Genomic DNA, 22,783 nt, shown 5'->3' with positions numbered 1-22,783 from the left:
TCATTTGGGCACTTGATAATGCGCTGAAAGGTGTATTTTTGCGGCCATAGCAAATAGCCAAATAGAAGAATGTCTCAAATCCCTCAGATATCCATTGTCGCCCCGCTTTATAATGAGTCAGAGTCGTTTCCGATGCTTATTCAGCGAATCAATGCATTGATGGATTCCAGTCCGCTTGCCATTGAAGTCGTACTGATCGACGACGGGAGCAGAGATGACACGGCGCTCAAAATCAGGCAGCTGGCGTTAACAGACGAGCGTTATCACGGGGTTTTTCTTTCCAGAAATCATGGTCACCAACTGGCGCTAACAGCAGGAATTGCCGCAGCAAGAGGAACTGAGGCACTTTTTGTGATCGACGGCGATTTGCAGGACCCGCCCGAATTGCTTCCCGATTTTTATAAATTATTAAAAGAAGGAAACGATGTGGTATACGCGGTCCGCAAGAAGCGTAAGGAGGGTTTTGTGAAGAAAATGGGCTATCATCTGTTCTATCGCATTTTGCGCTCCATTTCCTATGTCGAAATTCCGCTGGATAGCGGCGATTTTGCATTGATCAGCCGCCGGGTTGTGGATGTTTTGAATAAAATGCCTGAGGAAAGCCGTTATTTGAGAGGAATGCGCTCCTGGATCGGCTTCAAGCAAGTTGGTTTTGAGTACGAAAGAGATGCCAGGGCTGCGGGAGAGTCCAAATATTCGTTCAAGCAACTGTTTCAGCTGGCTTACAACGGAATCTTCAATTTCAGTGAATTTCCTATCAAGTTTATGAGCAGGGTAGGCGTCACTGCAATCTTGATTTCTCTGTTTTATTTTATTGTTGTTGTCGTCAAAAAGATGTTTTTTGCCCACGTGATTGAGGGTTTCACATCCTTGCTTTTTGTTATAATTCTGTTCAGCGGCGTGCAGTTACTGGCGCTGGGCATCATCGGGGAATACGTGCTCCGCATATTTTTTCAGTCCAAAAATCGCCCTTTGTTCATTATTAAGGAAGAAATAGTCAACCGAGAGTACATTTGAACTGATGCTGTTTACCGATATACAATTCATTATCTTCTTTATTGTTGTCACGCTGGCATATTTCAGCTTGTCGTGGCGTGGTCGCTGGATGCTTTTGTTGGCTGCCAGTTGCTACTTCTACATGGTTTTCAAGCCGATCTTTATCCTGATCCTGTTTGGAACCATCGTAATCGACTATTATGCAGGGATTTGGATTGAACAATCGAATGATAAAAAGCAAAAAAAGTTGCTGCTGATCATCAGTTTGATTTCGAACATCGGTATTCTGGCATTCTTCAAATACTACGATTTTTTACAGGATTCCATTAACAGCGTTCTCGCAAGTTTCGATTTACGACCGGCTGTTCCTGCGTTAACGAGGCTCATTCCCAGTCGTATAGCCGAATGGATGACAACTGGCGAAGGGAAAGTTCTGCTTCCGATTGGCTTGTCTTTTCACACATTTCAGGCCATGAGCTATACCATTGAAGTCTATCGCGGCAACCAAACCGCCGAGCGAAACTTTGGTATTTATGCACTGTATGTGATGTTTTACCCGCAGCTGGTCGCCGGGCCGATCGAGCGTCCGCAAAACATGCTTTTCCAGTTTCATTCGTATTTCAAATATGATTTTGAGCTGGTGAAGTCGGGGCTGATGCAAATGGCCTTTGGATTTTTTAAGAAAATGGTCATAGCCGACAGGCTTTCCGTCTTCGTGGATTATGCCTACAATCCGGCCTCTGACCACAATGGACTGACTTTGCTGACAGCCACAGCTTTTTACTCATTTCAAATTTACTGCGACTTTTCCGGCTACTCCGACATTGCAATAGGTGCTGCCAGGGTGATGGGCTTTACATTAATGGACAATTTTCGTTCACCTTATGAGTCCAGATCCATTCCCGAATTCTGGGGAAGATGGCACATTTCGCTCTCAACCTGGTTCAGAGACTATCTGTACATTCCGCTGGGTGGTAACCGGAAGGGGGAATTTATGAAATACCGCAACCAAATGATCGTGTTCATGGTCAGCGGGTTATGGCATGGAACGAGTTGGAGTTTTGTGATCTGGGGAGCCCTGCACGGATTTTACCAGATTACGGCTTCGTTGCGTGATAAATATTTAAAACAGGCGAATATTAAAATGCCTGATAATTTCTTTTTTCGGATCATCAATGTGCTGATAACCTTCGCGTTGGTGACATTGGCCTGGATATTTTTCCGGAATTCGCTCAGCCGCTCGATGGTCATTTTTAGGAAAATAGGAGATCTTTCTTTGTCCGACCAGATATTAAGTCCATTCAATCACGTCGAAATGTGGTTCTGCGTTTTCCTGATCGGTTTTTTGCTTTGGAAAGAACATTACTTTGAAAAAATACCAACTGCGAGCACCACGGTATTTTTCATATTATTCCCCATCATTACTTTCCTGACCTACTTTTTGGGGGTCATTACTGAAAATCAGTTCATTTATTTTCAGTTTTAAGGAATAGAAGAGGATAAACATTTGCGCTTAAATATTTGTTACCAGAAATGGGAGTAATAATCAACGTCCTTTTGAATTAAAGTTTTAATAAAATGTACGAAGTAACAGCAGACAACAAGTTAAGAAGTCTTATAATAGTAGGGGATCGCGTTTTGATCCGTCCAAAAAGTCCGAGTGACCGCACAAACAGTGGCCTTTATCTGCCACCAACAGTGACTGAAAGGGAGCAAGTGCAAAGCGGTTATGTAATCAAAGTTGGCCCGGGATATCCGATTCCCGTTGCAGCCGAAGACGAGCCTTGGAAAGAAACCGAGGAAAAAGTTAAATATATGCCGTTACAGTCCAAAGAGGGTGATTTGGCTATCTATTTGCAGCGTAATGCCATTGATTTGGAATATGACGGACAGAAATATGTCATCGTCCCGCAATCGTCTATTTTAATGTTGGAACGTTCGGAGGATCTGTATGATTGATAGCCTGGATTTGTAGGGGCCTGGATTTTAATCCGGGCTAACCGTTATCTTTGGCTATGACAAATCCGGAAAATACTAAAATAAATCTCGCTGGCCTGGGCATTACTGAGCTAAATGAAATGCAACAACAGGCTGATGAGGCCATTCAGCAAAATAGCGAAGTTGTGCTGCTGGCGCCGACTGGCTCCGGCAAAACGCTCGCTTTTTTGCTTCCATTGTTCTCCATTTTAAAGCCGCAAACCGACCACGTGCAATGCATGGTCATTGTGCCCACACGTGAGCTGGCGCTTCAAATTGAGCAGGTCTGGAAGAAGATGTCGACCGGGTTTAAAGTGACATGCTGCTATGGCGGTCATGATATGCAAACCGAGATCAGAAGCCTTGTCGAAGCTCCCGCATTGATCGTAGGAACGCCAGGCCGCATTCTGGATCACATTCGCAGAAATTCTTTCTCCGTCAGGCACATTTCCACACTTGTCCTGGATGAGTTCGATAAATCCCTGGAACTGGGTTTTCAGGAAGAAATGTCTGAGATCGTCCGGAATCTGAGAAATGTAAAAAAGAAAGTTCTGGTCTCCGCTACAACCACCAAAATCCCGTCATTTACAAGCATTAAGGCACCCGTTACCGTTGATTTTGTTACAAATAAAAACAAAAGCGCAGGGCTGACAGTGGTCCAGGTTTTAGCCGAAAAGGACAAAATGACCACGCTGGTGAAGCTGCTGAGTTTTCTGGGAGCTGAGTCCACGTTAATTTTCTGCAACCAACGAGATTCCGTCGAGCGCATCAGCGCTGTCCTGAAAGAGGAGGGCATTGATTGTGCTTTTTTCCACGGTAAGCTCGAACAGGAAGACCGCGAACGCACGTTGATCCGCTTCCGCAACGGTTCTGTGCTGTTTCTCGCAGCAACCGACCTGGCAGCACGCGGCCTCGACATTCCCGACATGAAGCACGTGATTCACTTCGAATTGCCCATGAAAGGCGACGAATTCACGCATAGGAACGGTCGCACAGCGCGCATGCTGACTGAGGGAACGGCTTATATTTTAATGGAAAAGGATGACAAGTTGCCCGATTATATATCTGGCAAACCCAAAGTCCTGGATCTACCGGCAAAACTGGCCGCACCGCCGGTTTCCGATTGGGTGACGATCTACATTAGCGGAGGCAAGAAAAGCAAGCTCAATAAAATGGACATTGTGGGTTTCCTTTTGCAGAAAGGCACATTGGAAAAGCAGGATCTTGGCCTGATTGAAGTGAAGGACAATATCTCATTTGCAGCCGTGAGGCGCGGAAAGGCCAAAGCAATGCTGCAAGTGATTGCAACAGAAAAGATGAAAGGGAAGAAATATAAAATAGAAATTGCAAGATAGCCGTCTGTTTTTATGAAAAAACACGTTCTCCTGGCCGCAATAATGTCTGTTTCCGGCCTTTCTTACGCCCAGCAACGCAGCGTTTCCATCACGATTGACGATATTCCTAATGTGCATCTGGCCAAAGCGGACGGATCTTCTGGCCTGCTGCAAAAACTGGACTCGCTGAAATTGCCTGTTGCGATCTTTATCAATGAAGCCAATCTGAAACAGACGCCGGCTGCTGAAAAGAACAGACAATTACTCAAATCCTGGGTTCTGCGGGATTATGTTACCGTCGGCAATCATAGCTTTTCGCATCCGAATTACGCAGAGGTTGGTTTTGACGCATTCAAAGAGGAAGTCATCAAAGGCGAAGTTTTGACCAAAGAACTGCTCAAAGGCTCGGGCAAATCGCTGGATTATTTCAGGTTCCCGTTCAATAGCATGGGCAAGGATAGCATTGATTTCGACCGTATGCAGCAGTTTTTGAAGGAGAAAAAATACATCAGCACGCCTTACACCGTCGAAAGTGAGGACTGGCTTTACGCGCGGTTATATGACAAAGCACTAAGGGAGGGGGACGCGGCAAAGGCCAAATCCATCGGCATGCAATATGTAGAAACGAGCGTAAAGATCTTTGCTTTCTTTGACAGCCTGTCCGTAGCAACATTCGACAGGCCCATTAAGCAGATTTATCTCTGCCACGACAGCCAGCTGAATACAGATTATTTGCCGCAATTGGTCCAAAAACTGAAAGACCAGCAATACAATTTCATAAGCCTGGGTGACGCGATGACTGATCCTGTGTATAAGTCAAAGGAACATTACAAAGGGCCATTTGGCTTTTCGTGGATTTACCGCTGGATTCAAGATCCGGCAAAAAGGCGCGCAATGATGCGTTTAGAGCCGCAAAATATGGAGATTCACAAGGCACACGAAGAGATGAATGCAAAGAAGTGAGCGGAAAGGGCATAAAAAAAGCATGCAGTACAGCATGCTTTCGAAATGTCTTATTATGACTAAACTTAGATAACGCGAACGTTAACAGCGTTTAGACCTTTTTTTCCATTTTCTACGTCGTAAGACACTTTGTCATTCTCACGGATGTCGTCTTGAAGACCTGAAACGTGAACGAAAATGTCTTTTTCACCAGTTGATGGTTGGATGAATCCAAATCCTTTGGAATCATTGAAAAACTTTACTGTACCTTCTGCCATTAGTATTGATCTTATATTTTTAAAAACCAAATGTATACAGAAAAAGTATAAATGCAATATTAAAATTAAAATATGCTTAGAATTATTCTAGTTTATTCAATAACCTTTGTTGCATGCCATTGATTGAAACCACAAGCATTATATCGCCCTACTGGCTTCCTAACGGGCATTTTCAGAGCATTTACCCGGCACTTTTTCGCAAGGTAAAAGGCGTTAATTACCAGCGGGAAAGAATAGTTACACCCGACGAAGATTTTCTGGATCTTGACTGGTCTTATGCTGAAAATCGAAAATCGGGCAAGCTGGTTATACTTTCGCATGGGCTCGAAGGCAACAGCACGCGGCAATACATATTAGGCATGGTGAAGCTGCTAAACCAGCACGGGTTCGATTGTCTCGCCTGGAATTTCCGTGGTTGCGGCGGAGAAATGAACAAAACCGCCCGCTTTTATCACAGCGGCGCAACGGAGGATCTGGAACTGGTCGTTCAGCGTGCACTAGAGGAGGATTATGGGCAGATACATTTAATTGGTTTCAGCCTGGGCGGGAATCTTACGCTTAAATATCTTGGCGAATCGGGTGTGAATCTGAACAGCAGGATTAAAAATGCATTGGTTTTTAGTGTTCCGATGGATCTTCGTGCCTGCAGTCTTTCCATAATACAGCCTGAGAATAAGGTTTACATGCACCGGTTTTTGAATACATTGAAACCAAAAGTGAATGCCAAAGCCGCATTTTTCCCTGACCGCATCAATATTAATGACCAGAAGCTCGTCCTCACGCTATACGACTTTGACCATATTTTCACTGCACCGCTGCATGGCTTCAATGGTGCAGATCATTACTATGAACAATGCAGTTCCAAATTCTTCATTAAAGACATCGCCATTCCAACAATGATTATTAATGCCAAAAATGACCCGATTGTGCCGTTTAGCAGCTTGCCGCTGGAAGAATTGAAGGCGCACGCCCAGGTTTGCCTTGTGGCAACGCTGGACGGCGGGCACTGCGGATTCCGTCCTGCAAGGTTGAAAAACGGCGTTTACTGGTCTGAGGAGCAGGCTTTGGAGTTTCTTTCTTGATAAAACTGATTCAGAAATTATTTTGTTAGTGTGATATGGTTTCAGATTCGTAATTTTGCGCTGTTAACACCAATTCTATTTAACCGATTAATATTCAGTTATTTCCCGTTTCATGTCCACATTAACACTTAATCCATCACCGTACATTATCATTGATTTTGACAGCACTTTTACCAAGGTTGAAGGGCTCGACGAATTAGCAGCGATTGCCTTAAACGGCCATCCAGAACGTGATCAGGTTGTTCAGAAAATCGCTGATCTGACGAATAAGGGCATGAACGGCGAAATGTCGTTCGCTGACGGGCTTCGCCAGCGGATCGCGCTTCTCAAAGCCAATCGCTCCAACATTCAGGAACTGGTGTCTTTGTTAAAAACGAAGGTTTCCGACTCATTTCAACGTAACAGGCAGTTTTTGACGGAAAATGCGGAACAGATCTTTATCGTTTCGAGTGGTTTCAAGGAGTTTATTGTGCCGGTTGTAACAGAGCTGGGCATTCTTCCTGAGCATGTATATGCCAATGAATTTCTGTTCGATGAAGATGGGAACATTGTAGGAGTTGATGAGGAAAACGTGCTTTCGACGGACGGTGGAAAAATTAAATTGCTTGGTTCCCTGAATCTGGAAGGCGACGTTTACGCTATCGGGGACGGTTATACAGACTATGAATTGAAGGCATCGGGCCTGGCGAGTCGCTTTTATGCATTTACGGAAAATGTGGAGCGTCCGCGCGTTATGGCTGTCGCAGATCACATTGCGACGTCTTTCGATGACTTTTTATATGATAATAAAATGAGCAGAAGCCAGTCTTATCCGAAAAGCCGGATTAAGGTGCTTTTGCTTGAAAACGTGCATCCAGCGGCGCTTCGCGCGTTTGAGGAACAAGGTTTTAATGTGGAGTTTGTCAAAGGCGCATTGGATGAAGATGAGCTTTGCGAGCGTATCAAGGACATTTCTATCATCGGAATCCGTTCAAAAACAAACATTACCAAGCGCGTCCTGGACAATGCGAACCGTTTGATGGCGATCGGCGCATTTTGCATCGGGACAAATCAGATCGATCTGGAAGAGGCTGCAAAAAAAGGAATCGCCGTTTTTAATGCACCGTATAGCAACACGCGTTCTGTTGTAGAACTGGCTGTGGGTGAAATGATTATGCTTATCCGTAACATTGTGGGCAAGAGCAATCAGCTGCATAATGGGATTTGGGATAAATCTGCAAACGGAAGCTTCGAAGTGCGCGGTAAAAAATTGGGAATGGTGGGTTACGGAAGCATCGGAACCCAGCTTTCTGTTGTTGCCGAAGCACTCGGAATGGAAGTTTATTTTTATGATGCTGTTGAGAAATTGTCTTTGGGTAATGCGAGGAAGGTTAACTCTTTGGAAGAACTGTTGGCTATATCAGACGTGATCAGCATGCACGTTGATGGCCGCAAAGAGAATACCAACCTGATTGGCAAACGCGAATTTGACCTGATGAAGAATGGCGTTATTTTCTTGAATCTGTCTCGCGGTCATGTTGTGGACATTCAGGCGCTGGCGGATGCTGTGAAGAGTGGAAAAGTGGCAGGAGCGGGCGTAGACGTGTTTCCGAAAGAGCCGAAAACCAATGACGAGATTTTTGAAAGCGAATTGAAAGGCTTACCGAATGTGATCCTTACGCCGCATATCGGCGGAAGCACAGAGGAAGCGCAGGAAAATATAGGTCATTTTGTGCCTTCCAAATTATTGGAGTTCATGAACAACGGAAGCTCATACGGAAGTGTGAATTTCCCCGAAGTCCAGTTGCCAAAGCTGAAAGATTCGCACCGGTTACTGCACATTCATGCAAACGTTCCTGGGATTCTGGCCAAACTGAACCATATTTTTGGTAAAAATAATATCAACATTACAGGTCAGTATCTGAAAACCAATGAGCATATCGGATATGTGATCGTGGACATCGCCAAAGATTACACCGAGGAATTCATTCAGGAAGTGAAGGATATCGAAGGCACAATAAGATTCAGAATGCTTTATTAGAGCTAAACACTAAATTTTATTATTCGCTCATCGCACCACCGACCCGGTCAGTCATTCAGTCATTCAGTCATTCAAAATTAATGCCATTAACCTTCTTCACGCCCGGTCCAGCTCAGTTATATCCAACATTTGAGCAGCATGTACAGAGTTTCGTAAGCGGTCAGCTGGGCTCTATCTCGCACCGCAGCCAGCAATATCGGGATTTGCACAAATTTACAGTGGGTCAGCTGCGCATTCTTCTTAATGTGCCTGATACACATCAGATTATGTTTCTGGGATCGGCTTCGGAAGCTTGGGAGCGGATTTTATTCAGCTGTGTTGAACTGGAAAGTTTCCACTTGGTGAACGGCTCGTTCTCAAAGAAATTTTGCGAATATTCGAGTGCGTTGAATAAGTACGCGCACAAATTCGAAAAGCCCATGGGTGAAGGCTTCACAGCCGACGAGATCGAAGTTCCTGAATATGCCGAATTGATCTGCGTAACGCATAACGAAACCAGTTCGGGCGTGCAAATGCCTGTGAGCGAGATTCATAAGCTGAAACAGAAAAGCCCGGACAAATTCATAGCCGTCGACATCGTGTCATCCGCCCCGTATCCTGATTTGGATTACAATCTGATTGATACAGCCTTCTTTTCGGTGCAAAAGGCATTTGGGCTTCCGGCCGGACTGGGAGTTTGGATCGTGAGTGAAAAATGTTTGGAAAAAGCGAAGCAGATTAAGAATCAGTATTCGATTGGTGCGCATAATGATCTGCCTACGCTTTGGAAAAATGCTTTGAACAATGAAACACCGGCGACTCCTAATGTGATGGCGATCTATTTGTTAGGCAAAATTGCAGAGGATTTTAATAAAATCGGCATTGGAAATATCAGGAAAACAACGGAGGAGAAGGCAGCGCTTATTTACGACTTTATTGAAAAAACGGCTGGATTTTCCTCATTTGTCAAGGAACCACAAAATCGCTCGCAAACGGTTGTTGTAGCGAATGTGGAAGCTCCAGCGGCGGATGTTATTAAGAAAATCAAAGAAAAAGGCATGGTAATCGGCAGCGGTTACGGAGAATTCAAAGGATCACAACTTCGCATTGCCAACTTCCCGGCAACTTCGTACGATGCAGTTGAGAAGCTGGTGTATGAATTGGGGAATGCATAAATAAAAATTCAGAAATTCGTGACTATAGGGATGACCGGACGTATCAATGTCCTATCATCCCTATTTTTTGTGAAAAGAAATGACATACTATGGAAGTCCATTCTGGAAGACACCTTTGAAGATTTTCTGAGATTTTTCTTCCCGAATGCTGATGATATATTCGATTTCTCAAAGGATTTCGGATATCTCGATAAAGAACTGGAACAGCTTTTCCCGCCTGAAGACGATCACTACGCAAGCAAGTTTGTGGACAAGCTTGTTAAAGTCTACACCAAAGAAGAGCAGGAGGAATGGATCCTGGTGCACATTGAAGTGCAAGGCTACACTGACAATCTCTTTTCGGAGAGAATGTTCACTTATTATTACCGCATCTGGGATAAATACGGAAAGCGTACAACCGCGCTGGCAATTCTGGCAGATGAAAACAAACATTATTATCCCAGCTGTTTCAAGCAGTCATTTCTTGGGACCTCATTGCGATTTGAATACAATATCTTGAAAGTCCTGGATCAGTGTGATCGGAAGCTTGCTGAAAGCGACAATGTGTTTGCTCATATTATTATGACTGTCAAGATTGCGCTAAAAAGCAAAAAGCTAAACGATAAGAACTTATTTGATTTGAAAATTCAGTTAGCCAGGAGGCTTTTAGGACAAAAAATATCCAAGCCTAAAATTGCAAAGCTGATGAAATTTTTGAAATTTTATGTCGTATTGAATGACCCTCTTCTGGCAGCGTCATATAATGAAGAGGTTTATAATCTGACACATAAAACATACACGAACATGGGAATTGATGAAGCCGTAATTTACATTGAAAAGGAAGAAGCAAGGGAGGAGGGCATTGAACAAGGCCGAATGGAAAAGAGTACTGCCATCACTAAATCGCTGCTAAATGACAAGCGATTCAGCCTCGAAGAGATAGCCGAACTTGTGGATGTCCCTCTTGAATTTGTTCGGGAAGTGAAGCACAGTATGTAATCAGAAATAGAATCAGGTATATCAAAGCGCAGGCCATCCGGCCGTGCGCTTTTTTCATTCTCAATGGTTGTGATAACATTAAAACCAAAACGTTGCAAATAGTATTTTAGAGATATTTATTTAGCTTTATGCCTTGTTAGTAAAACGGACAAAGCGGTGATCAATTCTGATGCCTTCATCGGGGAGAAAACAGACCAGCAATTATGGCAGCGAATTCGTGAGGGGGATGAGCAGGCGTTTACAATTATTTTTGAAAAATATCACCGCACGCTTTATAATTACGGAAGTAAACTCTCACAAAACTCCGCCATAGTAGAAGATGCAGTCCAGGACGTATTTATCGATGTCTGGCGATTGCGTAACAACCTTACTGACAAAATAACCTCCGTCAAATTTTACCTTTATCGCGCATTGCGCAGGAGGATTCATCTGGCGCAGGACAAATTTCCGGTTACCGAAGAAATTACTTTGCTGGGCGACCAGGAAACTCCGGCCAACGGAGGGAATTCTGAAACACTTCTCATCGATGTAGAGTCTGCATCATTAAGGGCGAGGCAAATTCAACATCTGCTCGCACAGCTTCCGGAGCGACAAGTGGAAGCCTTAACATTGCGATATTTCGATGATTTTAGCATTGAAGAAATTGCTGGCATTATGGGCGTAAGCGAGAAATCGGTTCGCAATTTCATTTACAAAGCCCTTACTTCACTGCGCCATAATAGGCAGATCCTGCTTATTTCCAGCCTCATTATCTGCTTGTTAGGGATTATTTGAATTTTTTGACAAAATAATTCAATTTTCAAGGGGTCATTTCTCGAATTCCGTGCTCTTTCTTGTGGAAGACGAAATTCTGCATTCCGCTATTATGACGCATGACCCTTACTCTCTGACGGAACTGATCCGAAGCGATGACTTTATCGCATGGGTGATGCAACCGGACGCAGCCAATGATAAAAAGTGGCAGGCATTTTTGGACGATAATCCGGAAAAGCGGCAGACCGTTGAAGCGGCACGAGAATATGTGATTCTGCTGGCCAAAGACACAGGAAGGGATCAGCCAACGAAGAAGCAAAGCGAGCGCATGTGGAATGCTGTGGAGAGCAAAATGCATGAAGCAGGGGACGAAATGCCAGCGGGTGATGAACCGAAAGTGCATAGCAAAGTGGTTTCAGGATGGCGGTGGATCCGCGTGGCTGCTTCCGCGGCTTTGATTTTGAGCATTGGATCGGTAAGTTATTGGTTTTACTATAAGCAAGGCGCTGACCGCATGGGTGCAGTTGCCACAGCGGAAAAAGCGGTTGCAACCGTTCAAAAGCACAACGACACGCAAAAGCCGATGACCGTCCTTTTAGCTGACGGCAGCTCTGTCGTGTTGCAGCCAGGGGGGCGTTTGAGTTATTCGGAGGTTGTAAATACGAAGCGGAGGGAAGTAACATTGATCGGTAAGGCGTTTTTTGAAATTGTCAGAAATCGTGAAAAACCATTCCTGGTTTATAGTTATGGATTGGCAACCAAGGTGCTCGGAACAAGTTTCATGATCGACGCATCCGAAGCAAATAAGGAAATCAGGGTGGAAGTGAAAACGGGCACGGTTTCTGTTTTCTCAATTAATAATCTGGACAAAAAAGGAATCGAGGAAAAAGCCGACAAGCCTGAACTGGACGGAGTTACGCTTAGCCAGGACCAGACAATTGCGTTCTCAAAGGAAAGCGGGAAAATCACCAAACTGAATCATCTGGCGAACGAACCCGGGCCCAACATGGACATCTTGAAACAGGGGTTCGTATTTGATGAAACGCCGGTCCATGAAGTGTTTAGTACACTTGAGCGTGCGTATAATGTGCAGATCAGCTATGACAAGGTCAAAATGGGGGATTGCACCCTGAATGCAACGTTAATTGGTCAGCCGTTCAAAGAGAAGCTAGAGGCCATTTGTAATGCTTTGGATGCAGAATATGAGATCAATGACAACATTGTTGCGATCGTGGGCAAGGGCTGCAAGTAGGCTTGGAGAGAAGCAGTTGTAAAAGAAATTTCTATTGAACAAATGCCGGATATAAATCAAACCATTTAAACAAAAATGACGTCGCTTATGATATAAACCTATCCGTTTTTACATAAAAAAAGACCAGCCATGTTCCAGCATGGCTGATCTCAAATTCCCCGAAGTAACTGACATTACTTTACATCCGCTTTTGCAGGGGATGCAAGGGAAGATTTCGTTGAATAAATCTCCTTAACCAACAAATTCATTCAAAAATATGAAAAAAGTTCGACGACTTGAAGACTTTCTCATTACACTCATGCGAATAACAATTATTCAGTGCATTCAGGCAGGTGTCTTTGTAGGCATTTCATGGGCACATGACGGAAGAGCTCAATCCGCACTGAGCCAGAAAGTTACGGTTGACATTCAGAATGAGGACATTAAAAAAATCCTCGGGCAGCTTGAAAAGCAAACCAACGTGAAGTTCGTTTTCAGCTCTAAACTGATCCAGTCAGACAGAAAAGCCTCCATTAGGGCGCAAAACGGAGCATTAGCGGACGTTTTAGATGCGCTGCTCAAACCCATGGACCTTAATTACAAGGTTAAGAACAACCTTGTCGTGATCAAGCCGGATAGCCAATCGGAAAAACCGGCAGACATTGCAGCAGAACCCACGAGTGCTGCGCCAGCCGGTTCGGCCATTGAAAAGACCATAACAGGAACAGTTAAAGAAGAATCGGGTGCAGGCTTGCCGGGCGTAAGCGTTGTACTGAAAGGAACGCAAACAGGAACATCAACGGACGAAAAAGGGAAATATTCAATCACCGTTCCGGATGGCGAAACCACGCTAATATTCTCCTTTGTAGGCTTTATTTCTCAGGAAATGCCCATTTTAGGTTCTCAAAATGCAATAGATGTCACGCTTAAAGTAGACGACAAATCACTGGAGGAAGTGGTTGTTGTCGGTTACGGAACGCAGAAAAAGGAATCTTTAACAGGAGCGATCTCAACAGTAACCAGCAAGGATCTGGATCGCGTACATGGTGGTTCAACGGTAAGCTCAGGACTGGCCGGAAAAATCCCCGGTGTAACATTCCGGATGCCCGACGGCCGACCGGGGGCAAGTGCAACCGTGCAGATCAGGAACATGGGGAATCCCCTTTTTGTAATAGACGGCATTCAGCAGGACGATAAACAATTTAACAACATTTCACCTAACGATATTGAAAGCATAACTGTCCTAAAAGACGCTTCGGCGGCCATTTATGGGGTTCGTGCTGCTAATGGCGTCGTAGTGGTTACGACAAAAAGAGGGAAAACCGGGACGAAGAATACAATCAATCTGGATGCTTACACCGGCTGGCAAAACTGGTCGCGCTTTCCTAATGTGGTCAATGATTCGTATCAATGGATGCTGGGAAAAGCAGAAGCGGAAATGAACCAATATGGCAAAACGTCCATCACGTCGGCTGAGCTTGACAAGTACAAAGCAGGCACCGAAATGGCTTATAAGAGTTTTAACTGGAAAGACTTTATCGTCAAGAAGAATTCGCCGCTCACATCCGTAAACCTGAATATGACAGGCGGATCGGACAAAATATCCTATTACATTTCAGCGACGCGCCTGAGCCAAAACTCCGTGCTGGGTCGTGAGTTTACATTTACCCGAAATAACCTGCAAAGCAATGTAGACGCGAATATTACCGACAATCTGAAAGTCGGCGTGCAGATCAGCGGACGAATTGAGACGAGAGATCAGCCTGGTATCCCGGGAGGTGATGATTATTGGCTGCCACGTTTTGCAATCCTCAGAAACCGGCCATTTGAGCGTCCTTATGCAAATGACAATCCGATGTATTTAAATGACATCAAGCACAATGAGACGAACTGGGCCTATAACAACAAAAGGCTGGGTGGCTACCAGACTGATATCTGGCGCGTGCTGCAAACCAATATGACAGCCGAATACAAAATTCCAGGCATTAAGGGATTGGCTGCCAGGGGAATGTATTCCTATTACATCGGAGACCGCGTTTTGAATGGTCACGAATACACTTACGAAGCTTACACTTACAATCCGACCGACGATACTTACAAAGTAACCGGCGGAAGCACCAACCCGTGGAGGGAAAGACGCACGCAGAAGATCATGCGTAATGTTTACCAGGGGCAGCTGAACTATAATAACACCTTTGGCAAAAACACCGTTGGGGCCACTTTCGTGGCGGAACGTCAAGAAGAGCGGGATCAGGAGCAATGGGCACATTCGGTTCCTAAAACCAATGTGCTTCCGTTAATGTATTTCGCAACAATGGATACTTACGATGACAAAGACAATCAGCTTGCGCGTATAGGGTATATCGGTAGGGTTAATTACGATTATGCAGGAAAGTATTATGTAGAATTATCCGCCCGCCGTGATGCGTCCTGGAAGTTTGCTCCGGATCGCCGCGTTGGTTATTTCCCGTCCGCGTCTGTGGGTTGGAGATTGACGGAGGAGTCATTTGTGAAAAATTTGCTGGGTTCGCGCAGCATTCTGGACGATCTCAAACTGCGTGCTTCCTACGGGATTTTGGGGGATGACAACATCCTTTTTGACAATGATGTTAACCGTCCTTTGGACCCTTATGCTTATTTGCCAGGCTATAATTACAACCAGGGCAATGCCATTTTAGGTGGAACGGCAGTGGTTACTTCGCGCGATAAGGGCCAGATTATCAATAACATTTCATGGTTTAAAAGCAAGATCACGGACATTGGCGCTGACTTTTCATTTTTGGGAACGAAGCTGACAGGTTCAGTAGACTATTTCTACCGGTTAAGAACAGGACTTTTGGGCCGTAAATATGACCTGCTCGTGCCTAGTGAATTGGGTTATAGCCTGCCTGATGAAAACGTAAACAGCGATTCACAATCAGGATGGGAACTTGCTTTGGCTTATAATGGTAAGTCGGGCGACATTGGCTATTCGGTTGGGGGCAATGTATCCTTCTCTCGCACCAAGTTTGTTTCTTCTTACAAACCGGTTTTTAATAACTCCTGGGACCAGTATAGAAACTCAAATGAAGGCCGTTACAGCAAAGTTTACTGGGGCTATGAAACAATTGGACAGTTCCAATCGCAGCAGCAGATCAACGAATATCCGGTCAACATCGACGAACAAGGGAACCGCACATTGCTGCCCGGCGACTTGATTTATAAGGATATTAATGGCGATAATGTAATCAATGACCTGGACCAGAGGCCGATCGGCTACGCCACAGATGGCCAACCGAACATTAACTTCGGATTGAACTTCGCGGTTAACTGGAAGGGAATCAGCTTCAATGCAGACTTTTCGGGCGGCGCCATGTATTCCTGGAATCAAAACTGGGAACAACGCTGGGCTTATCAAAACGATGGTGCTTTGAACAAAATATTTCTGGACAGATGGCACCGTGCCGATCCTTTTGACCTGAACAGTGAGTGGATTCCGGGCAAATATCCGGCGTTGCGTTACAATGATGGCGGGCACAGCAACTACAAGAGAAATTCAACTTTCTGGATTCATAATGTGAAGTATATCCGCGCCCGGACCATTGAACTGGGTTATTCTTTGCCAAAAACGTTGTTGGAAAAGGTGAAGCTGCAACGTGCAAGGATCTACATCAATGGTTACAATTTGTTCTCTATTGACAATCTGAAAGAATTTGGCATCGATCCTGAGATCAAGGAAGAAAACGGTCTGCAATATCCGCAGAACAAGTTTGTCAATGTTGGGATCAATCTTTCAATCTAATAACCAGAATTTTCGCGATGAAAAAGATATTTTATATACCCGTATTTGTGTTGCTTTTGCTTAGCTGGGGCTGTAATGATGATGAATTCCTGAACCGGCCGCCAACAAACATTTTAACAGAAGAACAGGTTTGGGGCGACGAAGGGCAGGTCCTTTCCTTATTGGGAAACTTATACAACCGTTACGTCGATCTGGGCAACTTCCGCGATTTTCAGCGCCAATGGAACCTCGATCCTCTTACGGGCTGGACGCGGGTGGCAGATTTCAATGAAGCTTTCTGGTCGGAATCGGGTCGTTATAATCAATTCCAAAACAGCGGATGGGATTTGAACACCTGGTCGATCTGGGATTACGGTTACATTCGGGAGATGAATTTGTTTATTCAAAAATGCGAAGCAGCTGAAAAACTTTCACCCGCTGCCAAAGAGCGCTTTTTGGCAGAAGCACGATTTCTCCGCGCTTCCTACTATTTCGAGCTGGTAAAACGCATGGGCGGCGTTCCATTGATCCTGGAACCAATGACTTATGATTTCAGCGGCGATCCTACTTACCTGCAACATGCAAGAGCCAAGGAGTCAGAAATTTATGATTTTGTAATTAAAGAGGCAGGTGAAATCAAAGCCAAACTTCCTGCCAATGCCGGAGAAAAATCAAGGGCCACACAGGCAGCCGCACTGGCAATGCAGGCTCGGGCTGCGCTTTATGCAGGATCTCTGGCTAAATATGGCGTAAATACACCTTCGGTTTCATTGCCTGGTGGCGAAGTGGGCATTCCTGCTAATCTGGCTACGGGTTATTATACCAAAGCGTTGGAAGCAGCCAAAGAGATCATCAACGGAAGCGTGGGCGCTTATGCCCTTTACACGAAAAAACCCGATCTGTCGGAAAATTTTTCAAGCATATTTTACGACAAAGCGAATAACCCGGAAGCGATTTTTGTGGATGATTACAAGTTGCAAAGCGGTAAAGTGCATTATTTCACAGGCTCTAATCAGCCTCGCTACGGTGCTGAGGAAGAGGAAGGTGGAAGAATTAATCCATCATTAAACTTTGTAGAAGCATTTGAGAAGCTGGACAATACATTTGCCCGCATCCCGACAACCAATGCATCCGGCGCTCCGATTTATTATACCAATCAAACGGACATTTTCGAGGGACGTGACGCAAGGCTAGCCGGAACAGTAATGTTGCCCGGAACCACATTCAAAGGAAGAGCAGTGGACATTTGGGCTGGATTTCAACTTGGAAATGGCTCCATCGTAAGCGGAGACGACCGCGGTGCACAGAAAACATTGCCAGGTAAAACCGTTCCTGAACAAGTTGTAGGCTTCGACGGCCCGATTGACGGCTTTGAATTCACTGCGCAAACAGGATTTTATCTGCGCAAATATCTTGATCCCGTTGTTGGATCAGGTCAACGCGGGGTTAACAGTGAAGTCTGGTTTATCCGTTACAGATATGCAGAAGTGCTTTTGAATGCAGCTGAGGCGGCTTTTGAACTAAAACAACCTGCCGTAGCAGCCGGATATATGAACCAGGTGCGGGCCAGAGCCGGATTGACCAAACCACTCGTTGCCGGTGACATTACATTCGATCGCATCGCGCACGAGCGCCGCGTAGAGCTGGCTTTTGAAGGACATTATCATTATGATATCCAACGTTGGAGAATTGCCCACATTGTTATGGATGGCAACGCAATCACGGCCGCTGACCTTTCAAAAGATCTTGGAAAAGCCACCAAAAGAAACACGCAGCCTTGGGCCTTGTGGCCTTACAAAGTGTATGAGCCGGGGTCTCCTAACAATGGCAAATGGATTTATAAAACTGTAAAATTGAGTCGAGTAACCGGTGCGGACCGCTTCCAGTTAGGAAATTATTATTCGCTGATCACGGACGAGGTTGTCAACAACAATCCAAAGATCGTCCGCAACCCAAATCACTAGGCAATCACATTTAAAAGATCAGATATTATGAAAATCAGATTTCATTTTATACCCTGTCTGGCTATGCTTGCGCTGCTTGCGTCTTGCGAGAAAGACAATTTTACAGAGCCAAAGTCAACATTATCCGGCCGGATTGTTTACAATGGTGAGCCAATCGGCGTTGAATACAATCAGGTGAGGCTGCAATTGTGGCAGCCGGGGTTTGGTAAGCTTGCCGCAATTGATGCGCAAGTTGACCAAAGTGGTGCCTACTCCGCAATGCTTTTTAACGGCAATTACAAACTGGTCTTCCCAAAAGGAAGAGGGCCATTTAAGACTTTGGAAAAAGATGCGGCTGCAAAGGATACATTGTTCGTCACGCTGGAAGGCGATAAGCAGGTGGATGTGGAAGTGAGGCCTTACTATATGATCCGGACACCACAATTCGCCGGTGCGGAAAACAAGGTAACAGCCACATTGAAGCTGGAAAAAATCATTACTGGCGCCGAGGCGAAGGACATCGAACGCCTCTCACTATTTATCAACAAAACCCAGTTGGTTTCCCGGGCAACGAATGTAAGTGTAACGGACATTGCCGGTGCCGACATTAAAAACTTAAATGCAATCACGCTTCAAACAGAAATTCCGACATTGGTTCCGACACAAAAATACGTTTTTGCAAGAGTTGGTGTGAAGATTAAGGATGTGGAGGATATGATATTTTCACCGGTTCAGAAGGTGGAATTTTAAAAAGTAAGACTTCGAGTGAATTTTAAAATAGCGCATTTAATGAGGAAGTACAGTTTAGGATTGCTTATTGGGTTATTTGTATTGGGGTGCGCAAAGAGTAAAACGGGTTCTTCGGGGACAAAAACGAGTGTTTCGCAAGGCAGAAAAGCAGAAGTGTTGTTCCTGGGTCACACCAGCAAACACCACGATTCCGGGAAATATGCACCCTGGCTTTCGGTGAAATTGTTCAAAAGCGGCATCAACATGACTTACACGGTTGATCTCAATGACATTAACCCGGAAAACCTGAAAAAATACGACGGGCTGATCATTTACGCCAACCACGATTCACTTCCACCATCACAAGAAAGCGCAATGAAGGCCTTTGTCGAAGGCGGCAAGGGCCTCATTCCGCTGCATTCGGCTTCTGGTTGTTTTAGAAATTCGAATTGGTATATCAAAACCATCGGCGGTCAGTTTGCTTCGCATAAGGTTAGCAGTTTTAAAAATACCATTTTGAAACCTAATCATCCTGTGATGCAAGGCATTACGGATTTTGAGACCTGGGACGAAACTTATGTGCATAAAAACCTGAACCCTGACAAAACTGTCCTTGGCGAGCGCGTTGAAGGCGACGTGCACGAGCCTTATACATGGGTGCGTAATGAGGGAAAAGGACGCGTTTTTTACACCGCTTATGGTCATGAAGACAGCACCTGGACGAATAAAGGGTTTCTGGACCTGGTTAGAAACGGCGTAATGTGGGCGGTCGGCGATAAAGTGAAAGCAGAAATCGCTGCATTGAAATTGCCAGAAGTGGACATTTATCAGTCGGATACCATTTCTCATTATACCAAAAGGCATGTTGTTCCAAAAATGCAGGAATCACTGTCACCCTCTGAATCTAACAAGCTGACGCAGGTTCCCGCTGACTTTGAAATACAACTTTTTGCAGCCGAGCCTGACATTACCAATCCCATCGCCATGGCCTGGGATGAACGAGGAAGGCTTTGGGTTGTGGAATCGGTTGATTATCCAAACACATTTAAAGAAACGGACGGCGCGGCCAACGACCGCATTAAAATTTGTGAAGACACAAATGGCGATGGTAAGGCCGACAAATTCACCGTGTTTGCAGACAAGCTGAACATTCCGACCAGCATGGTTTTTTCAAATGGCGGGATCATCGTTTCCATGGCGCCGGATTTTATTTTCATGAAGGACACCAACGGCGACGACATTGCTGACGTGCGGGAAGTGATTATGACCGGCTGGGGCAAAAACGATACGCACGCCGGCCCGTCCAATTTGCAATATGGATTTGATAACAAGATCTGGGGCGTGCTGGGTTATTCGGGCTTTAATGGCAGCATTGATGGAAAGAAATTCAATTTCTCGCAAGGCGTTTATCATTTCAAACCTGATGGAAAAGAATTCGCTTACCTGGGCAGCACCAGCAATAACACCTGGGGATTGGGCGTGACGGAGGATAATAATGTCTTCCTTTCCACTGCTAACAACACGCACAGCGCATTCTATTCTATGCCAGCCCAATATATGCAGCGCACCATCGGCGATGATCAGCCGGGTGTTTTGGCGGTTCAGAAAATCGACGGACATTATGACGCACATTCGCTGACGCCAAATTTGCGACAAGTGGACGTTGTAGGAGGCTTTACTTCTGCTGCCGGTCACCGTTTTTACACCGCAAGAAATTTCCCAAAAGAATACTGGAACCGCATTGCCTTTGTAACGGAACCGACGATCCGCCTTGTGCATAAGGCCGTTTTGGAGCCAGATGGTGCAGGTTTTAAGGAACAAGATGGCTGGAATTTCATGGCAAGCTCCGATGAATGGTTTGGCCCTGTGCATGCGGAAACCGGCCCGGATGGAGCCGTTTGGATTGCGGACTGGTATAACTTCATTATACAGCACAATGTGTTCGTTCCAGCGCAGTCGCCCGCAGAGTTCATCATGCCATTCAAAGAACAGCCGCACGGACCTGGAAACGCATTCAGCAGTCCAATGCGTGATTTAAACCACGGCCGGATTTACCGGGTTATTTACAAAAACGGCAAGAAAACGCCAGCAATGAAGTTGTCAAAAGACGATCTGCCGGGACTTGTTGCAGCATTGGAAAATGACAATATGTTCTGGCGCATGACTGCACAGCGGCTTTTGGTTGAATCCAAAAAACTATCCGTTATCCCTGAACTTTACAAAATCCTTAACAATCCGAAAGTCGACGAAATCGGTTTAAATAGTCCGGCTGTGCACGCATTGTGGACGTTACATGGACTTGGGGTTTTGGACGGATCAAATGTTGAAGCTTTGCAGGTTGTCAACAAAGCATTGACCCACCCGGCAGCGGGTGTTCGGAAAGCGGCGGCAAGCGTGTTGCCGAAGAATGAGCAGAGTTTTGAAATGTTGCAAAAAGGCATGAAAGATGCCAATTTGAACACGCGATTGAGTGTTTTTGTAGCGCTTGTGGATTTGCCAGCTTCCGAAAAAGTGGGAGAAGCGGTTTACCAGGCCACATTGGATGAACAAAATGCAAAAGATCCCTGGCTGTCGAAAGCACTTTTGGCAGCTGCTATTAGCCATGAAAAAGGATTTTTGGCTGCTTCTCAGAAGCAGTCGCTTAAATCCGCATTTAGCGAGCAGGTTACCAAGGCACTTTACAAAGAAGTGTATCCTTTGGGCCGCAGAAATACATTGCAATTTCCGCCTGATGTATCCGGAAAAGAAATCACCCTCAAAGCCAGTGTAACCAAAGCAAAAGACAAAGCATTGCAAGGTTTCATCGCCGGACAAGGTGGAAAAGATGGTGGTTATGCCCTGTACATTCAGGATGGGAAGGTGATTATGGCCGTAAAACAGCACGGAACATTAAGCCAGGCCGCAACCAGTGAACCGCTTCCTGAGAAGTTTGACGTGGTCGCAAATCTGACAAAAACAGGAGACATTACCATTAGCATTGATGGAAAAGAAGCTGCAAAAGGCAAAGCACATATGTTATTTGCCACGCCGCTTAGCAACTCAGTTCGCACTGGTGAAGACATGGAAGGCGACGACAAAATTGGCACTTATGAGGGCAAATTCGGGTTTGCAGGTAATTTTCAAAAGGCTTCATTGGAACTGAACCGGCCTTCGGAGGGCAATGCCAATATTGCTGAAACGCAAAAAACAGCTAATGAAAGCACAGCAAAATCGTCCAATGCAACGGTGATCGAACTGAAAGTGGAAAAGGAGATTATGCAATTTGACAAAAAGCAGCTTACTGTAAAAGCGGGTCAAAAAGTGATCATTAACCTCGAAAATCCGGATGGCATGCAGCATAACCTGGTCATCATTAAACCCGGCACTTTGCAAAAAGTAGGAAATGCCGCCGACGAAATGCTTCGAGACCCCAAAGCGGCTGAGAAGCAATATGTTCCTAAAATCGCGGAAGTCCTTTATGCAACCAGATTGGTTAACTCGGGTGAAACGGTGACATTGGAATTTACGGTTCCTAATGAGCCTGGCGATTATACCTATGTCTGCACTTTCCCAGGCCACTGGCGCGGAATGAATGGAATTATGCGGGTAGTTAAATAATTCAAAAGG

Annotated in this window: 16 protein-coding genes; 15 read left to right on the top strand and 1 reads right to left on the bottom strand. The window is 45.2% G+C overall.

Going from position 1 to position 22,783, the window contains the following annotated elements; all coding sequences use genetic code 11:
* The first annotated feature begins 69 nt into the window (after positions 1-69).
* The 5 genes from MUK70_RS18430 to MUK70_RS18410 all read left to right on the top strand — a co-directional run bounded on the left by MUK70_RS18430 (position 70) and on the right by MUK70_RS18410 (position 5,270).
* Positions 70-1,017, top strand: coding sequence for a glycosyltransferase family 2 protein (locus MUK70_RS18430; protein WP_234608612.1), 948 nt, complete (start codon positions 70-72; stop codon positions 1,015-1,017).
* A 4-nt stretch (positions 1,018-1,021) separates the two neighbouring features.
* Positions 1,022-2,482 carry an MBOAT family O-acyltransferase gene (locus MUK70_RS18425; protein WP_234654390.1) on the top strand — a complete coding sequence of 487 codons (1,461 nt, stop codon included), beginning with the start codon at positions 1,022-1,024 and terminating at the stop codon, positions 2,480-2,482.
* Between the two features lie 92 nt (positions 2,483-2,574).
* Positions 2,575-2,955, top strand: a complete 381-nt coding sequence (locus MUK70_RS18420; RefSeq protein WP_234608610.1) for a co-chaperone GroES — start codon at positions 2,575-2,577, stop codon at positions 2,953-2,955.
* 56 nt (positions 2,956-3,011) lie between these two features.
* On the top strand, positions 3,012-4,328 hold the full coding sequence (locus MUK70_RS18415) for a DEAD/DEAH box helicase (RefSeq protein ID WP_234654389.1): 1,317 nt from the start codon (positions 3,012-3,014) through the stop codon (positions 4,326-4,328).
* A 12-nt stretch (positions 4,329-4,340) separates the two neighbouring features.
* Positions 4,341-5,270: a polysaccharide deacetylase family protein gene (locus MUK70_RS18410; protein ID WP_234654388.1), complete on the top strand. Its 930-nt coding sequence runs from the start codon at positions 4,341-4,343 to the stop codon at positions 5,268-5,270.
* 65 nt (positions 5,271-5,335) lie between these two features.
* Here MUK70_RS18410 and MUK70_RS18405 read toward each other — a convergent pair whose 3' ends face one another.
* Entirely contained in the window at positions 5,336-5,527 is a 192-nt protein-coding gene (locus MUK70_RS18405) for a cold-shock protein (protein WP_026630672.1), read from the bottom strand.
* 113 nt (positions 5,528-5,640) lie between these two features.
* Between MUK70_RS18405 and MUK70_RS18400 the strand changes: the two genes are divergently transcribed.
* From MUK70_RS18400 to MUK70_RS18355, 10 genes are all read left to right on the top strand, one after another.
* Complete coding sequence (locus MUK70_RS18400) at positions 5,641-6,609, top strand: YheT family hydrolase (protein ID WP_234654387.1); 969 nt, start codon at positions 5,641-5,643, stop codon at positions 6,607-6,609.
* Between the two features lie 112 nt (positions 6,610-6,721).
* Positions 6,722-8,629: a phosphoglycerate dehydrogenase gene (gene serA, locus MUK70_RS18395; RefSeq protein WP_234654386.1), complete on the top strand. Its 1,908-nt coding sequence runs from the start codon at positions 6,722-6,724 to the stop codon at positions 8,627-8,629.
* 80 nt (positions 8,630-8,709) lie between these two features.
* Positions 8,710-9,783 carry an aminotransferase class V-fold PLP-dependent enzyme gene (locus tag MUK70_RS18390; RefSeq protein ID WP_234654385.1) on the top strand — a complete coding sequence of 358 codons (1,074 nt, stop codon included), beginning with the start codon at positions 8,710-8,712 and terminating at the stop codon, positions 9,781-9,783.
* A gap of 69 nt (positions 9,784-9,852) precedes the next feature.
* Positions 9,853-10,761 (top strand): RpnC/YadD family protein, encoded by a 909-nt coding sequence (locus MUK70_RS18385; protein WP_234654384.1) that lies wholly within the window; start codon positions 9,853-9,855, stop codon positions 10,759-10,761.
* 156 nt (positions 10,762-10,917) lie between these two features.
* A complete protein-coding gene (locus tag MUK70_RS18380) occupies positions 10,918-11,535 on the top strand; it encodes an RNA polymerase sigma factor (RefSeq protein ID WP_234654383.1) in 618 nt (205 codons plus the stop codon).
* Positions 11,536-11,596: 61 nt separating this feature from the next.
* Positions 11,597-12,766, top strand: a complete 1,170-nt coding sequence (locus MUK70_RS18375; protein WP_234654382.1) for a FecR family protein — start codon at positions 11,597-11,599, stop codon at positions 12,764-12,766.
* A gap of 256 nt (positions 12,767-13,022) precedes the next feature.
* Positions 13,023-16,526, top strand: coding sequence for a TonB-dependent receptor (locus tag MUK70_RS18370; RefSeq protein ID WP_244784453.1), 3,504 nt, complete (start codon positions 13,023-13,025; stop codon positions 16,524-16,526).
* 17 nt (positions 16,527-16,543) lie between these two features.
* The gene (locus MUK70_RS18365) at positions 16,544-18,469 is read left to right on the top strand and encodes a RagB/SusD family nutrient uptake outer membrane protein (RefSeq protein ID WP_234654380.1); all 1,926 of its coding nucleotides are present in this window, start codon (positions 16,544-16,546) and stop codon (positions 18,467-18,469) included.
* 27 nt (positions 18,470-18,496) lie between these two features.
* Positions 18,497-19,198: a DUF3823 domain-containing protein gene (locus MUK70_RS18360; protein WP_234654379.1), complete on the top strand. Its 702-nt coding sequence runs from the start codon at positions 18,497-18,499 to the stop codon at positions 19,196-19,198.
* Between the two features lie 39 nt (positions 19,199-19,237).
* Positions 19,238-22,774, top strand: a complete 3,537-nt coding sequence (locus tag MUK70_RS18355) for a PVC-type heme-binding CxxCH protein (RefSeq protein WP_234654378.1) — start codon at positions 19,238-19,240, stop codon at positions 22,772-22,774.
* Positions 22,775-22,783: the final 9 nt, after the last annotated feature.

The sequence above is a fragment of the Dyadobacter chenwenxiniae genome, assembly GCF_022869785.1.
Classification (GTDB): Bacteria; Bacteroidota; Bacteroidia; order Cytophagales; family Spirosomataceae; genus Dyadobacter; species Dyadobacter chenwenxiniae.
This window is presented reverse-complemented; position numbering and strand designations above follow the sequence as displayed.

What these genes read in the sequence shown, in the direction of transcription:
- MUK70_RS18430 (WP_234608612.1), top strand. Translation starts at nt 70, where the DNA reads ATGTCTCAAATCCCTCAGATATCCATTGTCGCCCCGCTTTATAATGAG.
- MUK70_RS18425 (WP_234654390.1), top strand. Translation starts at nt 1,022, where the DNA reads ATGCTGTTTACCGATATACAATTCATTATCTTCTTTATTGTTGTCACG.
- MUK70_RS18420 (WP_234608610.1), top strand. Translation starts at nt 2,575, where the DNA reads ATGTACGAAGTAACAGCAGACAACAAGTTAAGAAGTCTTATAATAGTA.
- MUK70_RS18415 (WP_234654389.1), top strand. Translation starts at nt 3,012, where the DNA reads ATGACAAATCCGGAAAATACTAAAATAAATCTCGCTGGCCTGGGCATT.
- MUK70_RS18410 (WP_234654388.1), top strand. Translation starts at nt 4,341, where the DNA reads ATGAAAAAACACGTTCTCCTGGCCGCAATAATGTCTGTTTCCGGCCTT.
- MUK70_RS18405 (WP_026630672.1), bottom strand. Translation starts at nt 5,527, where the DNA reads ATGGCAGAAGGTACAGTAAAGTTTTTCAATGATTCCAAAGGATTTGGA.
- MUK70_RS18400 (WP_234654387.1), top strand. Translation starts at nt 5,641, where the DNA reads ATGCCATTGATTGAAACCACAAGCATTATATCGCCCTACTGGCTTCCT.
- serA (WP_234654386.1), top strand. Translation starts at nt 6,722, where the DNA reads ATGTCCACATTAACACTTAATCCATCACCGTACATTATCATTGATTTT.
- MUK70_RS18390 (WP_234654385.1), top strand. Translation starts at nt 8,710, where the DNA reads ATGCCATTAACCTTCTTCACGCCCGGTCCAGCTCAGTTATATCCAACA.
- MUK70_RS18370 (WP_244784453.1), top strand. Translation starts at nt 13,023, where the DNA reads ATGAAAAAAGTTCGACGACTTGAAGACTTTCTCATTACACTCATGCGA.
- MUK70_RS18365 (WP_234654380.1), top strand. Translation starts at nt 16,544, where the DNA reads ATGAAAAAGATATTTTATATACCCGTATTTGTGTTGCTTTTGCTTAGC.
- MUK70_RS18360 (WP_234654379.1), top strand. Translation starts at nt 18,497, where the DNA reads ATGAAAATCAGATTTCATTTTATACCCTGTCTGGCTATGCTTGCGCTG.
- MUK70_RS18355 (WP_234654378.1), top strand. Translation starts at nt 19,238, where the DNA reads ATGAGGAAGTACAGTTTAGGATTGCTTATTGGGTTATTTGTATTGGGG.